This is a genomic window from Epilithonimonas sp. (assembly GCF_036780765.1).
GTDB lineage: Bacteria > Bacteroidota > Bacteroidia > Flavobacteriales > Weeksellaceae > Epilithonimonas.
This window is the reverse complement of sequence record NZ_DAIQCG010000002.1, coordinates 403,906-418,486: the sequence shown is the minus strand read 5'-3', so window position 1 is coordinate 418,486 and position 14,581 is coordinate 403,906. Positions and strand designations below refer to the sequence as shown.

Here is a 14,581-nt window from a genome sequence, read left to right as displayed (position 1 = left end):
TCCTGTTAGCGTTCCATCTGACCTTTAACAACATAAAAAATTTCAGATGAAAAATTTCGCCGAATTAATCAATGCTCTCGAAAGCACCAATAAGACCAACGCAAAAATCGATGCTATCATCGATTACCTAGAACGTACGCCGGATGATGATAAAGTCTGGTTCATAGCTTTGTTCACGGGAAAAAGACCGAAACGAAACGTGAATAGCAATTATATGAAAGAATGGGCGTTGGAAATTACCCAATTGCCGTCTTGGGTTTTTCAGGAAAGCTATTCTTCGGTGGGCGATTTGGGAGAAACATTGTCATTAATTCTTCCGCCACCAACTGAAAAAATCGAACGTACTTTGTCTGAATGGATGAATGATATTATCAATCTAAAATCAAAGACCGAGATCGAGAAAAAAGAATTTGTCCTCACTTCGTGGAATGGTCTTGATTATACAGAACGTTTGATTTTCAATAAATTATTGGGTGGAAGTTTCAGAATTGGCGTTTCAGACAAAACTTTGATTAATGCTTTGACAAAATTTTCCGAACAGGAATCCAGTGCTTTGATGCACAGTTTGATGGGAAAATGGTTACCGAATGAGGTTTCCTTTCAGGAATTGATTTCAGCAGAAAATGTGAATCCCGACAATTCTAAACCTTATCCGTCTTGCCTGGCTTATCCTTTGGAAAAAGATTTGGAAGAGCTCGGAACACCTGATGAATGGCAGATTGAATATAAATGGGACGGAATCCGTGGACAAATTATCCGAAGAAATAATGAAGTTTTTATCTGGTCAAGAGGCGAAGAACTGATTACCGAACAATTTCCCGAAATAACAGAGGTGGTTCAGCAGATGAAAGGCAATTTTGTAATTGATGGAGAAATTCTTGCCGTGAAAGATAATAAAGTTTTAAATTTTAATGAATTACAAAAACGTCTCAATCGAAAAACTTTAACCAAGAAAATGCTTTCTGAAATTCCGATTCAGGTTTTTGCTTATGATTTATTGGAATTGGAAGGAAATGATTTGAGGGAAAAACCGATTTCTGCAAGACGAGTAATGCTGGAAGAATTATTATTAAATCAAAATCCCGAAAACATCAAAATTTCCCTGCAGATTGCGTTTGAAAACTGGAACGAATTATACCAAATCAGAGAAAACTCAAGAGAAATCAACAGTGAAGGTTTGATGTTGAAACAGAAAAACTCACATTATCACTCCGGACGAAAAAAAGGCGACTGGTGGAAGTGGAAAATCGATCCGTTGACAATTGATGCCGTTTTGATTTACGCCCAAAAAGGTAGCGGAAGACGAAGCGCATATTACACCGATTATACTTTTGCTGTAAAAAACGAGGATAAATTAGTCACGATAGCCAAAGCTTATTCCGGTTTAACGGACAAAGAAATAATGGAAGTCAGCAAGTTTGTCAACAAAAATGCGATTGAAAAATTCGGACCGGTAAGAACCGTAAAACCTGAACTGGTTTTTGAAATTGCCTTCGAAGGAATTGGTTTCAGCAACCGTCACAAAAGTGGTGTTGCTTTGCGTTTTCCGAGAATTGTACGCTGGAGAAAAGATAAAAAAGTGGATGAAATTGATGATTTGGAAGAGATTAAGAAATTGATACAGTAATTTTTTCTACTTGAGAATTAATTGAGAAAGAATTTCTTTTAAATTTAAATGACGAGCATCTTGAATTTTTTTTGAATGTTCAGAAACCAAATCTATCCAATCAAAAATTTTCTTTTTATCAGTCGTTTTTACTTCCCAATATTCTGAAAGCTCGCTTGCGGAAGTTTGCAAAATTGTTTCAACAATTTCAGGGATCGCATTCAGCAAGTTTAGAAAAATTCTTGGTACACTCTGATACGTTTTATCTTTAATTGATAAATCAACTTTCCCTCCAGCAGTATATAAATCTCGAACATTTGGACATACTACTGCTTCACTAGTAACTAACCATATTGCAACACGACCAAATTTATCATTACTGTTTCCAAAAAGCTCTGGAAAGTAAATCATTGAACGAATTTTTAGTTCTTGCTTTTCAGTTGTAGATAAATTATTCCAAATTCTGATTACGATGTTACTTGCCTTATTAGTATTTTCAGCATCCATCCACCACAATTCTTCACCAGGTTTTAGTTTGCTTTTATAATAATCAACAATAGGGCGTATTGGATTATCTTTTTTTCGAAGAGTATTGTAAGGCATATTTATTTTATCAAAAATAGTTTTACCTTCTTCTAAATTCATATCAATCAGATACCTTGGTGAATGAGTAACAACAACTTCTGATAAAACTTCTTCATAAGGACGACAACGAAACTCAATCGGACTTGCAAGTTTTGCGAATAACATAAAAATTCTTTCAATATTATCAACACGTGTACTTTCCAAAACACTATTACCTGTCGTTTTCCAATGATTTTGAGTTGTAGTTTTTACTTCAATACCGTAAAATTTTTTAGCAATTATATCAGGAAATTTTTGTCCTCCAATCAATTCTATTGAATCTTCGAATGGAGTTCCGACTGCTAATTCAGACATCAAATCTTTAACATATGGTTCAAGATTTCTTCCTAGTAATTTTTGTATTTCTTTTGTAGGATTTTGACCGTGAAGATTTAACTCTTCCGTAGTTCTACTTAGTAAAGAATCAAATTCACTTCTATTTGGCTCTGAATTTAACCTTTGAAAGTATAATTAAGATGACTTTCTAAAAAGTCAATATTGGGATAAAATTTATCCGGTAAAATGATAGATTTATTTTCGTGTCTTCCAAATAAAGATGAAAAAGTTTCTTGTTCTTTTACTTGTTTAAGTTCGTTTGAAACTAAAATTGAATAATCAATATTTATTCCGATATAACCTAATTCAAATGCTCGGTCGTGAATATTACATAGGCAAAGTCCATTTGTTGGATTAAGGCGATGTTCTTCATTTTCTGACCATTTTAAAATGTGGCTTGCTACCAATAAACTTTGAATATCTAAACTACAAACAGCACAGGAATTAGAATAATTATTAACAACCACTTTTCTAAATAAGGATTGATTTACTCTTGTTTTTACAATTCGGTCAATGCATTTGCCCTCTTTTCCATTTAAAATATCTTTTTCAATTTCTCGAATTTCGTTTTGGTCTAAAGCAATTTCTGCTATATTTTTATTTTGATATTTTGCCAAAAGGACTTCACTTTGATAAAGCATTTCGTCCCAATTGTTGGTAAATTCATTATACATTTCAATTGCATTTTTGCCCGGATTGGCTAATCCTTTTACCCTATCTTTGTGCTTTGGGTCTTGACGTGAAAGATGAACTAACTTAAATGCAACAGCACCGGGTGTTTTGCCGATAAGTTCCGCAAGCTGTATTACTTCTGCATTTCTATAATTAAATTGACCGTAACGAAGTTTTGTATATAAATTCATTACGAGTATAAATTCATCTCTTGTCCATTTAGCCATTATTTTCCAATTCGTTTAATGCCATTTCCAAATTTTCAATTACAATTAAATATTCATTTCTCAACTCTTCAAATTCAATATTATTTATTTCATTTCTCAATAATGAAAGTGCTGAAGTTAGCGCTATTTCTATTTTTACTTTATCCATCAGTTTAATTGATTTGAGTTTAACCATTTAAGAGAATATATAAGTTTTCCAGATAAACTAAAATCTTGGCAAGGAAATCCACCTGTTACAATATCAACTTCATCTGGAAAAATAGAAATTCCATTTTTATGCATTTTTACTAAATCAACGATACTTTCTTGGTAAAAGTCTTCCGCATTATTGCCTCTTTTAGAAAAATAGTTGACCCAAGCATTTCTGGCGTCTGATAGAATATCATTAGCAAAAACAGTTTTAAATTTTGTTTTTTTTAGTTCAACAAATCCATTCTTTAATTTTTTATTAATGAAATCTGGTGATAAAATTTCGTTTACAGATTCTTGTAAAACAGAAAAACCTCCTTCAAATCCTAAATCCATTCCTCCACAACCGGAAAATAATGAAAGTACATTTAAAGTATCATTTTTCTTTCGTGATTTTACATCTTGATAGTATAAGAATTCCAATTGTGGCTCTTTAACTACACATATTTCTTTTTCTAAATTATCAACCCGCATAGTATAAACATCACAATTTTTAAAGTTAAATTTTCAATATTCAAATATATTAAATGAAAATAAAATATGACAATATATTTTTTATAATTGGTTAAAAATTTGATACTTTGAAATGTTAGAAACAAACAATAATTTGACAACATTCGAAAATACCGACGGCTACAAAATCATCCAAAACTGGATGAGCGATAAAGGTATTTCGCCTTTTAAATTTCAGATTCAGACTTGGCAGAAATTCGGAAATGGTTACAGCGGAATGGTTGTCGCACCAACCGGATTTGGTAAGACGTATTCCGTTTTTTTAGCTTTAATTTCAGACTTCTTAAATCATCCTGATAAATATAAAAAGGGGCTGAAAATGATTTGGATTACGCCGCTCCGTTCCCTTTCAAAAGATATAGCCAAAGCAATGCAGGAAGCGATTGACGAGATTGGACTCGATTGGGCAGTTGGCTTGAGGAATGGTGACACTGATCCGAAAGTTAGGCAACAACAGGTCAAAAATATGCCTGAAATTCTGGTCGCAACTCCCGAAAGTTTACAGTTATTATTAGGACAGAAAAATCATCAGCGTTTTTTCAAAAATCTGCAGACGATTGTTGTGGATGAATGGCACGAATTGTTAGGTTCAAAACGTGGTGTTTTGGTAGAATTGGGAATTTCTCAGCTTAGAAAATATGTTCCGAAACTTAAAATCTGGGGAATCACAGCAACGATTGGAAATCTCGCTGAAGCGATGGAAGTTTTAATTCCATATTCAATTAAAAAGACAAAAATTACCGCCAAAGAACATAAGAAAATTGAAATTCTACCTGTTTTTCCGGACGAAGTTGAAATTTTGCCTTGGGCAGGACATCTCGGACAAAAACTGGCAGATAAAGTGGTTCCGATTATTTTACAATCAAAATCGACGATTGTTTTTACGAATACCAGAAGTCAGAGTGAAATGTGGTATCAGCTTTTGCTCAATGTTTATCCCGATTTTGCGGGACAAATTGCTATTCATCACAGTTCGATTGATGCAGAATTGCGAAACTGGATCGAAGAGAATCTAAGTTCGGGAAAACTGAAAGCGGTCGTTTCAACATCATCTTTAGATTTAGGAATTGATTTTAAACCTGTTGATACAGTGATTCAAATTGGTTCTGCGAAAGGTGTTGCGAGATTTTTGCAAAGAGCAGGAAGAAGCGGTCACTCCCCTTTTGAAACTTCAAAAATCTATTGCGTTCCTACGCATTCTTTAGAATTAATCGAAGTTTCTGCTTTGAAAGAAGCCGTTAAACAAAATGAAATTGAGCCTCGTGAACCGCAGGTTTTATGTTTCGATGTTTTGGTTCAATTTCTAATGACTTTGGCGATTGGCGACGGATTTTATCCCGAAGAAACTTACGAAAGAATCAAGCAAGTTTATACTTTTCAGGAAATTACGGATGACGAATGGAAATCAATCATCGAATTTCTGACGATTGGCGGAAGTGCATTGAAAAGCTACGAAGAATATCACAAAGTCGTCGTGATGGAAGACGGTTTGCACAAAGTTACTTCCCGAAGAATTGCGATGCTTCACAGGATGAATATGGGTGCGATTGTGAGCGATGCGATGCTGAAAGTGAAATTTATTTCCGGCGGATATATCGGAATGGTTGAGGAATATTTTATCTCAAGATTAAAAAAAGAAGAGAAATTTATTTTGGCAGGAAGAGTTCTGGAAGTGGCGATGATAAAAGATATGACAGTTTTTGTAAGGGCTTCAAAAGGAAAAGCGCAGGCTCCGAGTTATTTGGGTGGAAGATTGCCGTTGAGTTCTAATCTTGGACAGTTTTTGCGTGAAAAGTTATCGATTGCTTTAAATCCAAAGGTTTCTGAGAAAGAACTGAAATTTCTGCATCCGCTTTTGATGAATCAGGAAGAGCGGTCGCACATTCCGAAAGATGATGAATTTTTGGTGGAAATGATTAAAAACCGTGAAGGCTATCATTTATTTATGTATCCGTTTGAAGGACGGTTGGTTCACGAAGTGATGGCGGCGTTGATTGCTTTCAGGATTTCAAAACTGGCTCCGATTTCGTTTTCGATGGCGATGAATGATTATGGTTTTGAATTGTTCAGCGATAAAGAAATTCCTCTGAATGAAGAAAATTTAGACAAAATTTTAACGAGAGATAATCTGATGACCGATGTGATTTCCAGCATCAATGCGGCGGAAATGGCAAGAAGAAAATTTCGTGATATTGCGGTGATTTCCGGAATGGTTGTTCAGAATTTCCCCGGACAGCAACGTTCCAACAAATCACTTCAAAGTTCGGCAGGTTTGATTTTTAAAGTTCTAGAAGATTACGACCCGAATCATTTTCTTGTGAGACAAGCTTATACGGAAGTTTTTAATATGCAGCTGCAGGAACAAAGATTGGTAGAAGCTTTTAAGCGAATCGAAAAATCTAAAATTATTTTAAAATTTGCGAATGCTTTTACTCCATTGAGTTTCCCGATAAAAGTTGATAGTTTGAGACAGACTTTGACGAGTGAAGATTTGGATGCGAGAATTCAGAAGTTGATTCAGCAAGCGAAGAAAGTTAAATAAAGTGAATTGTAACTAAGCCAATTGTGAATTTAATATCGTTGTGTCATTCAGAACGGAACGAAGTGAAGTGAAGAATCTTTAGAGCTGAGATTCTTCCTTCGTCAGAATGACAAACAGGAAATTAAAATGAAAATAGTAACTAAAAATATCAATATTCAAAACGAAGTTTTCACCTTAACCAATCAGCGTGCGTTGTTTTGGAAAAAGGAAAAAGCGTTGATTCTCTCTGATTTACACATCGGAAAAACTGCTCATTTCCGCAAAAACGGAATTGCCCTCTCCGACCAGGTTTTTGAAAATGATTTACAAAGATTATCTGTTCTTATCGAATATTTTAAACCAGAAAAGTTTCTCGTAGTTGGCGATTTGCTTCACGCAGGAGACAATTCAGGTGTCGATAAATTCTGCGAATGGAAAAGCCAATTTTCGAATTTAGAATTTCACTTGATTGAAGGTAATCACGATAGAATATCAAAAAAACTAGAATCCAAACTTTGTTTAAATTTCAGAGATGCAATCTTGGAGATTGATGATTTTATTTTCGTTCACGATTTTCAAAAAAAGAATGAAAAATTTCAGATTACGGGTCATATTCATCCGGGATTTGTTATCAATTCATCTGTGAAAAATATCAAACTGCCGTGTTTTGTTGTTTCAGAAAATCAATTATTACTTCCTGCATTCAGTGAGTTTACAGGTTTAAATACAAAAAATCTCCCAAAAAAAGGAAGATTCTATGTTTTTACAGATGCTGAGATTTATGAGATTTAGTTTTTCTTTTTGAAAATAATACAGCAAATCAGCAAGGTTAAATTGACTAAAATTGAAAAACCATTGGATAAAATAATTGGCAATTCATCTTGCAAGATTCCGTACCAAACCCAAAGTGATAAACCTGTAATCAAGACCAAAAGCATTGCTACGGAAATATCTTCAGCGTTTTTTTCTTTGATAACTTTGATGAGTTGTGGCATCATCGCAACAGATGTGATTCCTCCGGCAATTAATCCTAGTAATTCTGTATTCATAATTTGGAATCATCTAAAATGAAGCCAAAAAAATAAGCCCCGAACGGAGCTTATTGTCAATATCTTTAAATCAAATTTTATTTGACAAGTTCAATATTAATAGCTGAAAAACCTTTTGGAGATCTCTCTTTTTCGAAAGATACTTTGTTCCCTTTTTTGATTGGTACAGCGCAGTTGTTACTATGGAAAAAGATGTTTTCGTTGGTTTTATTTTCCGTGATGAAACCGTAACCTTTTTCACTTACAAAAGTTACAATTCCTGTTTTCACAGTTTCTTCAGCTTCTATAGGAGCAGCACCTAACTGAATGTTGTCCAAATCAACCTCTAGTCTTTCTTCCGGAGGCGTAGAAGTTAGTCTTCCGTATGCATCAACATACATAAACTCGGTTTCTTTTCCTTTGTCGTTGTTAGTTTTACGCTCTTCACGACGAAGTGCTTTGTCTTTTTGTTTTTGAAGTTTTTTCTTGAAGTTTTCTTTTTTTGAGAAAGAATCTGCCATAAATTATTGCTTATTATTTTAAATTAATGTTCCGAAATTGAATTAAATGAATTCAGAATAAATCTTCACCAATGGAATTTGAAAATCGATTCCTATAAGATTAAAAAGTATTCTGTTTCCGCTATTCGAGAAGTTGTGTTGCCTAAAACATTTACCAATGACTGAAACACAAAATAAAAGAAAACTTGTACCGGCAGATACAGAAACTGTTTAGAATTATGATGCAAATATACAATAAATATGTGAGACATAGAAAATGCCCCTAAAATTAGAGGCATTGTCTTTATCTATTATAGGATTCGATTAGAAAAAGTCCATCCAATCACTTTTTTCGTTTGTGTCGCAAAGTGCATTGATATTCTTATGATGGTTCATAGAAGCAATAAGCGTTACAATCTCCTGTCTTACAATTTCTATCGAGTTATCCGTCAAGTCTTGATTGAAACCTGCGTTATTCAAATCTGTTAAATCATTAACGGTAACGATTCTTGAAATAATTTTTCCCAGATCAATCATTTTTCTTTGAGAAAGCGGACCTCCAATTGTAAAATCCAATTCTTTGGAATAGAATTTAGCTGCATTGTTAGTGATTTCATTAATCAAAAGATATTCTCCAAGATTGTCTGTTTTCTTCTTTTTCATATCCTTCAAAACCCCTTCAGCAATCTGTGTATAAAGCATTTCGTTGGAACCTTCAAAGATTTGGAAAGGTCTGCTATCCATTATTCCTCTTCCACCAATATGGCTTAATCTATAACCTTTAGCACCAGATAATTGCACCAAAATCTGAGCAGCTTCCTGCATCATATCGGTCACAAAAGCTTTCATACTGTTGGCGTGAACGCCGCTTGCAGAAACATCTTTGTCAATTCCACTTATCAATGTGCTTTTTGCGCACATCGCAGAAGAAAGTGTAAAGAAAGACTGCAATTTAGCCAATTGATACTGAACTTGGTCTAAAGAAAATAAATTAGAAGCACCAACGATTCTTTCTTTACATTGCGTCATCGCCTCATCCATCATTCTTTTCAGGAATCCCATTCCCATCCCAGGAAACTGCAATCTACTTCTGTGAAGCAAATCCAACATCAACTTAAGACCTGTTGATTCAGGAATTAATTTATTTTCTTCTGGAACTTTGATATCAAGTTTGTTGAGACCGTAAGGAATCATATACAATCCTGCATTGTCATAATATTCCTGAACCTCAATATTTTGTTCTGGTTTGTGAGTATCAGCGATGAAGAAATCCACGTCTCTCGCAAGATTTCCTTCAGAATTCACATTTCTTGAAGTTACCAGCCAATAGTTGGCTAAACCTGTAAGACCTTGCCAGTGTTTTGTTCCTTTGATATGGTATTCTTTGTCTTTAAGCTCGTTTTGAGTTCTCATACTAAGCGCATCACTTCCGTAATCCGGTTCAGTAATCATCAAACCACCCATAGCTCCGAAATCTAAGAAATGTTTGAAAATATCACCTTTGATGATGTTATTACCATATTTTGCCAAAGGCTCAAGGAACAAAGCGATATTGATCCCGAACGTTAATGACAGTGGTAATGATTCGTAAGAAGCAGCAGAAAGTATCCCTAAACATTCTTTCACCTTCACGCCTCTTCCACCATATTCAGTTGGAATAGCAACAGAAAGAGGTTTCAAATTGAAAATTTCTTTCCAAACATTAGGAGGTAAACCTCTGGAAAGACTTAATTGATCTATGTTTTCTCTTTGAAACAAAGACCCTAAAGAAGCCTTAAAATTAGAAAGGAATTCTGCATAAGAAACCGAAGGAAAGTCTAATGCTACTGCATTCATAATTTAAAATAAAATAAAAACGCTGTATGCCATCTCTACAGCAAAAAATAAAGTGAAGCGAATGGCACAGGACTTAATCACTTAAAATCAGCACTTCACACATACATTATCGCATCAAAGATACTATTAATAATTAATAGTTATTTTATAAATTGTTTTTATTTATAATTAATGATTTAGACAGGCCTAATTAGTATTTTATTATGAAAGATTAGAAGATTAATAATTAAATATTCAGTAAATATTTTTCTTTTTGGCAGAATTAACAGTTACAAAACCTATTTCCCTCAAGACTTTTTGTATCAATCAAAGCAATTCTCAAGGTTTTTATCAGGTTTTGAATTATCAGAATTAATTTTTTAGTTTGATAATTAATGAATTAAAAACTTTTTTCAAATATTATTTGGTCAGAATACAAAAGCTTTCTATATTTGCACCACTGAAAACGAGAGATCGTAGCAAGTAAGGAGAGTTGGCAGAGTGGTCGATTGCGGCAGTCTTGAAAACTGTTGACTGTAACAGGTCCGGGGGTTCGAATCCCTCACTCTCCGCCAGTTGGGAAACCAAAATAAGCTAAACGCTGTAAACATTAATGTTTACAGCGTTTTTTGTTTTAGCAATAGTATCAAAAAACATCAAAAGTGACCTATTTAGTGACCTATTGGAAAATATCGAAACAGGTCACTAAAAACTCTGGAAAACCCAACTAAATAGGAAGTCTAACGATTGAACATCTCGCAAAAAGGGGTATTAAAAAGTAAATTATTAAACAATTTCAGTATTAAATTCAGAAACAACTCTTTTTACTATTTCTTTCATTTTTTAAACTTTAAGAAATTCAAACTTAGAGCATCTAGATTTAATTGTAATTTTAAATTTTCTCACAATTAATATTAAATCAAAATTTATATTTACATTTGCATAATCAGTTATGTAATTAATTATGAATATATTTGAAAGAACGGGAAAAATGGCTTTAGGAAGCAGATTGCGTTTACTGACAAGCCGATTTACAGATGATGCAACGAAAATTTACGAAATGTACAACGTTGCGGAATTTTCTCCGAAATGGTTTCCGGTTTTCTTTGTTTTATCAGAAACAGAGGAAATAACAATCACGGAAATTGCTAAAGAAATCGGGCATTCACAGCCTTCTGTAACGAAAATTGTGAAAGAAATGATAAAAGTTGGTTTAATCAATGATAAACTTGAATCTAATGATAAACGCAGAAATGTTGTTGCATTGACCGAAAAAGGAAAAACGTTAGCAGATAAAATGTTGAAAGAACAATGCGTTGACATTGGTCTCGCTGTGGAAAGCCTTTTAGAAGAAGCCAATCATAATCTTTGGGAAGCTGTTGCCGAATGGGAATTTCTGCTGGAACAAAAATCATTATTAAAACGGGTTCAGGAACAGAAAAAAATCCGTGAAAGTAAGGATGTAAAAATCGTGGAATACGAGCCAAAGTATCAAACTGCTTTCAAAGCTTTGAATGAAGAATGGATTTCGACTTACTTTGAAATGGAAGAAACAGATTACAAATCATTGGACAATCCGCAAGAATATATTCTCGAAAAAGGCGGAAAAATATTGGTTGCGCTGTACAAAGACGAACCTTTAGGCGTTTGTGCTTTGATAAAAATGAACGATGAAAACTACGATTTTGAAATGGCAAAAATGGCAGTTTCTCCAAAAGCTCAAGGAAAAAACTTAGGCTGGCTTTTGGGTCAGGCAATTATTAATACCGCTAAAGAATTGGGTGCTTCAAAATTATATCTGGAAAGCAATACGATTCTGAAACCTGCAATTAATCTGTATTATAAAATGGGATTTGAGAGAATTACAGGTCGACCGACTCCTTATAAACGAGCGAATATCCAGATGGAATTGGATTTGAAGAAGTAAAATCATTTTTGATAAAAAAAGACCTCTCGTTCAAAAAAGCGTCGCCTTCGATGATTTTGCAAGCATCTGAAAGTTCTTTTGAAATTCTGTTTTTGTTTCTTAGAAATAAAGTCAGTTTTATATTTTCTAAATTTTTGAAAGCTTCAATAACGTATGCCGCCAACTTCCCGAAGCGCCGATTATAAGTACTTTTTTCATAGTTTATATTTTAAGTTATTATTAAATAAAAATCTGCGGAAGATCGTTTCCCGCAGATTTTTCTGATATTTGATTAACTGAACAAACAATTATTTCCCAACTCTTGCCTGAAGTGCGGCAGGATAACGTTCTCCAACAATTTTAATTGCTTCCAAAGATGTATTGATTCTGCTCAATTCTTCCTGAGACAAAGTGATATCAACAGCTCCGACATTTTCTTCCAATCTATGGATTTTTGTAGTTCCAGGAATCGGAGCGATGTAAGGTTTCTGAGCCAATAACCAGCTTAATGCGATTTGAGCCGGAGTTGCATTATTCTCAATTGCAATCGCTTTTACCAAATCAACCAATTCCTGATTGGCTTTTCTGTTTTCTTCTGAAAAACTCGGAACGATATTTCTAAAATCGTTGTCATCAAATTTAGTTTCAGAATTAATGGTTCCTGTCAAAAACCCTTTTCCAAGCGGACTGAAAGGAACAAAACCAATTCCTAATTCTTCCAGCAAAGGCAGAATTTCATTTTCCGGTTCGCGCCAAAACATAGAATATTCACTTTGAAGAGCCGTAACCGGCAAAACTGCGTGTGCTTTTCTAATGCTTTCCACACCGGCTTCGCTCATTCCGAAATGTTTTACTTTTCCTTCCTCAATCAAATCTTTTACTGTTCCAGCAACGTCTTCCATCGGAACATTCGGGTCAACTCTGTGTTGGTACAGCAAATCAATAACGTCAGTATCCAGATATTTTAAAGAATTTTCTACGACCTGCCGAATTCTTTCAGGACGACTGTCAACACCTTTTGAAGCATCGCCTTCCAGAAAACCGAATTTTGTAGCAATTACCACTTCATTACGGAAAGATTTGACTGCTTTTCCTAAAAACTGTTCGTTCAAACCTTGGCTGTAAGCTTCGGCTGTATCGAAAAATGTAACGCCTAAATCGTAAGCTTTTTGAATTAATCCAATGGCGTCTTTTTCACTGGTTGCTGGTCCGTAACCGAACGTTAATCCCATACATCCTAATCCTAATTCGGATACTTCCAATCCGCTTTTTCCTAATATTCTTGTTTTCATTTTTTTAAATTTTAAATTAAACTTGGTGTAAAATCACATTGCAAATGTCCGACGAAATTTCAAAGGTTTCATTATACAGATTACTGCTTTACTTACCAATTTTACTGATGATAATTTTGCTTGAATTTATCGTGCGCATTGTTGCGTAAGGGATAGTAGCGGCATCCTTTTTTGTTATTGCGATTGCTGAAAAGTTCAATTGATTACCTCTCTTCCTTCGCAATGACAAAAAAGATATAGCGGATAGCCCGACCCGCTTGGTTTTTTGTCTGACTGAATGTATCTTTTGAAGACAAAATTTTCTGGCAAAAATCCAAAGGGATACGCCCAAATTAATTTTAGAAAACCCGGAATTATACAGATTACAGAATTTCTTACCATTATTACTGATTGAGATAATAGGATGATGATTGGCGAAATAGATTGTGTAATTTTGTTTTATAAAATGACAGTACGATGGATAGAATTGTGAATTTCAATACGATAAACGATTATAATCAATTTAATAACAATGAAACTTTGCATCCTTTGGTGAGTATTGTTGACCATACAAAAGCTAACCCAAGAGCGGCTCACAAGATGATTTTTGATGTCTATTGTGTGGTTCTGAAACGTGTGAAATGTGGAGATTTGAAATACGGAAACCATAATTATGATTATCAGGAAGGGACTTTGGTGTTTTTTGCTCCGGGACAAGTGGTTGAAGTTGTGAGTGATGAAGTTTTTCAACCAAGTGGACTTGCGCTGGCTTTTCATCCTGATTTGTTGCTGAATACACCTTTGGGAAAGAGAATGAATGAGTTTGGTTTTTTTGGTTATAATACCAATGAAGCGCTCCATCTTTCCGATAAAGAGAAAAAGCTCATTGCGGAATGTTTTGAAAAAATACATTATGAGTTGCAACAATCTATTGACAAGCACAGCAAAATGCTCATCACTTCTAACATAGAATTGCTCCTGAATTACTGTTTGCGCTTCTACGACCGACAGTTTATCACAAGAGATAATGCCAACAAAGGCGTGCTGGAGAAATTTGAAAATCTGATGAATGATTATTTTTTCTCGGATAAACCGCAGAACATCGGGCTTCCTTCTGTGTCGTGGTGTGCTGAAAAACTGAATCTTTCTGCCAATTATTTTGGAGATTTGGTGAAAAAAGAAACCGGAAAATCTGCGCAGGAATACATCCAGTCAAAGGTGATTGATGTAGCGAAAGAGAGAATTTTTGACGTGAATAAATCTATCAGCGAGATTGCCTATGGTTTAGGGTTTAAATACCCTCAGCATTTTACGCGATTATTTAAGCAGAAAGTTGGCGTTTCTCCGAATGAGTATAGGAATTTGAATTGAAA

At 34.4% G+C, this 14,581-nt stretch carries 13 protein-coding genes and 1 tRNA gene; 6 read left to right on the top strand and 8 right to left on the bottom strand.

The annotated features are described in order from the left end of the window. Positions 1-46: 46 nt before the first annotated feature. Complete coding sequence (locus V7P73_RS05360) at positions 47-1,627, top strand: ATP-dependent DNA ligase (protein WP_333851902.1); 1,581 nt, start codon at positions 47-49, stop codon at positions 1,625-1,627. Between the two features lie 6 nt (positions 1,628-1,633). On the opposite strand, the gene V7P73_RS05355 is transcribed toward V7P73_RS05360, so the two are convergent. From V7P73_RS05355 to V7P73_RS05340, 4 genes are all read right to left on the bottom strand, one after another. Continuing rightward, positions 1,634-2,545, bottom strand: a complete 912-nt coding sequence (locus V7P73_RS05355; RefSeq protein ID WP_333851901.1) for a hypothetical protein — start codon at positions 2,543-2,545, stop codon at positions 1,634-1,636. Between the two features lie 137 nt (positions 2,546-2,682). Further along, positions 2,683-3,465, bottom strand: a complete 783-nt coding sequence (locus V7P73_RS05350; RefSeq protein WP_333851900.1) for an HNH endonuclease — start codon at positions 3,463-3,465, stop codon at positions 2,683-2,685. Next, the gene (locus V7P73_RS05345; RefSeq protein ID WP_333851899.1) at positions 3,458-3,613 is read right to left on the bottom strand and encodes a hypothetical protein; all 156 of its coding nucleotides are present in this window, start codon (positions 3,611-3,613) and stop codon (positions 3,458-3,460) included. The genes V7P73_RS05350 and V7P73_RS05345 overlap by 8 nt, the downstream gene beginning before the upstream one ends. Continuing rightward, positions 3,613-4,128 carry a DNA cytosine methyltransferase gene (locus V7P73_RS05340; RefSeq protein WP_333851898.1) on the bottom strand — a complete coding sequence of 172 codons (516 nt, stop codon included), beginning with the start codon at positions 4,126-4,128 and terminating at the stop codon, positions 3,613-3,615. Before V7P73_RS05340 ends, V7P73_RS05345 begins: the two co-directional genes overlap by 1 nt. A gap of 112 nt (positions 4,129-4,240) precedes the next feature. Between V7P73_RS05340 and V7P73_RS05335 the strand changes: the two genes are divergently transcribed. Then, a complete protein-coding gene (locus V7P73_RS05335; RefSeq protein ID WP_333851897.1) occupies positions 4,241-6,709 on the top strand; it encodes a ligase-associated DNA damage response DEXH box helicase in 2,469 nt (822 codons plus the stop codon). A 126-nt stretch (positions 6,710-6,835) separates the two neighbouring features. Beyond that, positions 6,836-7,480, top strand: coding sequence for a ligase-associated DNA damage response endonuclease PdeM (pdeM, locus tag V7P73_RS05330; protein ID WP_333851896.1), 645 nt, complete (start codon positions 6,836-6,838; stop codon positions 7,478-7,480). Here pdeM and V7P73_RS05325 read toward each other — a convergent pair. The 3 genes from V7P73_RS05325 to V7P73_RS05315 all read right to left on the bottom strand — a co-directional run bounded on the left by V7P73_RS05325 (position 7,477) and on the right by V7P73_RS05315 (position 10,052). Next, positions 7,477-7,737 carry a SemiSWEET transporter gene (locus tag V7P73_RS05325; RefSeq protein ID WP_333851895.1) on the bottom strand — a complete coding sequence of 87 codons (261 nt, stop codon included), beginning with the start codon at positions 7,735-7,737 and terminating at the stop codon, positions 7,477-7,479. The two genes, pdeM and V7P73_RS05325, sit on opposite strands and share 4 nt — an antisense overlap. Before the next feature lie 77 nt (positions 7,738-7,814). Beyond that, positions 7,815-8,237, bottom strand: a complete 423-nt coding sequence (locus V7P73_RS05320) for a cold-shock protein (protein ID WP_333851894.1) — start codon at positions 8,235-8,237, stop codon at positions 7,815-7,817. A 303-nt stretch (positions 8,238-8,540) separates the two neighbouring features. After that, on the bottom strand, positions 8,541-10,052 hold the full coding sequence (locus V7P73_RS05315; RefSeq protein WP_333851893.1) for an acyl-CoA dehydrogenase family protein: 1,512 nt from the start codon (positions 10,050-10,052) through the stop codon (positions 8,541-8,543). A 466-nt stretch (positions 10,053-10,518) separates the two neighbouring features. Between V7P73_RS05315 and V7P73_RS05310 the strand changes: the two genes are divergently transcribed. Further along, positions 10,519-10,606: transfer RNA gene (locus V7P73_RS05310), tRNA-Ser, on the top strand. A gap of 389 nt (positions 10,607-10,995) precedes the next feature. Continuing rightward, complete coding sequence (locus V7P73_RS05305; RefSeq protein WP_333851892.1) at positions 10,996-11,958, top strand: bifunctional helix-turn-helix transcriptional regulator/GNAT family N-acetyltransferase; 963 nt, start codon at positions 10,996-10,998, stop codon at positions 11,956-11,958. A 287-nt stretch (positions 11,959-12,245) separates the two neighbouring features. Here V7P73_RS05305 and V7P73_RS05300 read toward each other — a convergent pair whose 3' ends face one another. Continuing rightward, positions 12,246-13,229 (bottom strand): aldo/keto reductase, encoded by a 984-nt coding sequence (locus tag V7P73_RS05300; protein ID WP_333851891.1) that lies wholly within the window; start codon positions 13,227-13,229, stop codon positions 12,246-12,248. 456 nt (positions 13,230-13,685) lie between these two features. On the opposite strand from V7P73_RS05300, the gene V7P73_RS05295 reads away from it, so the two are divergent. Next, positions 13,686-14,579, top strand: a complete 894-nt coding sequence (locus tag V7P73_RS05295) for a helix-turn-helix domain-containing protein (RefSeq protein WP_333851890.1) — start codon at positions 13,686-13,688, stop codon at positions 14,577-14,579. Positions 14,580-14,581: the final 2 nt, after the last annotated feature.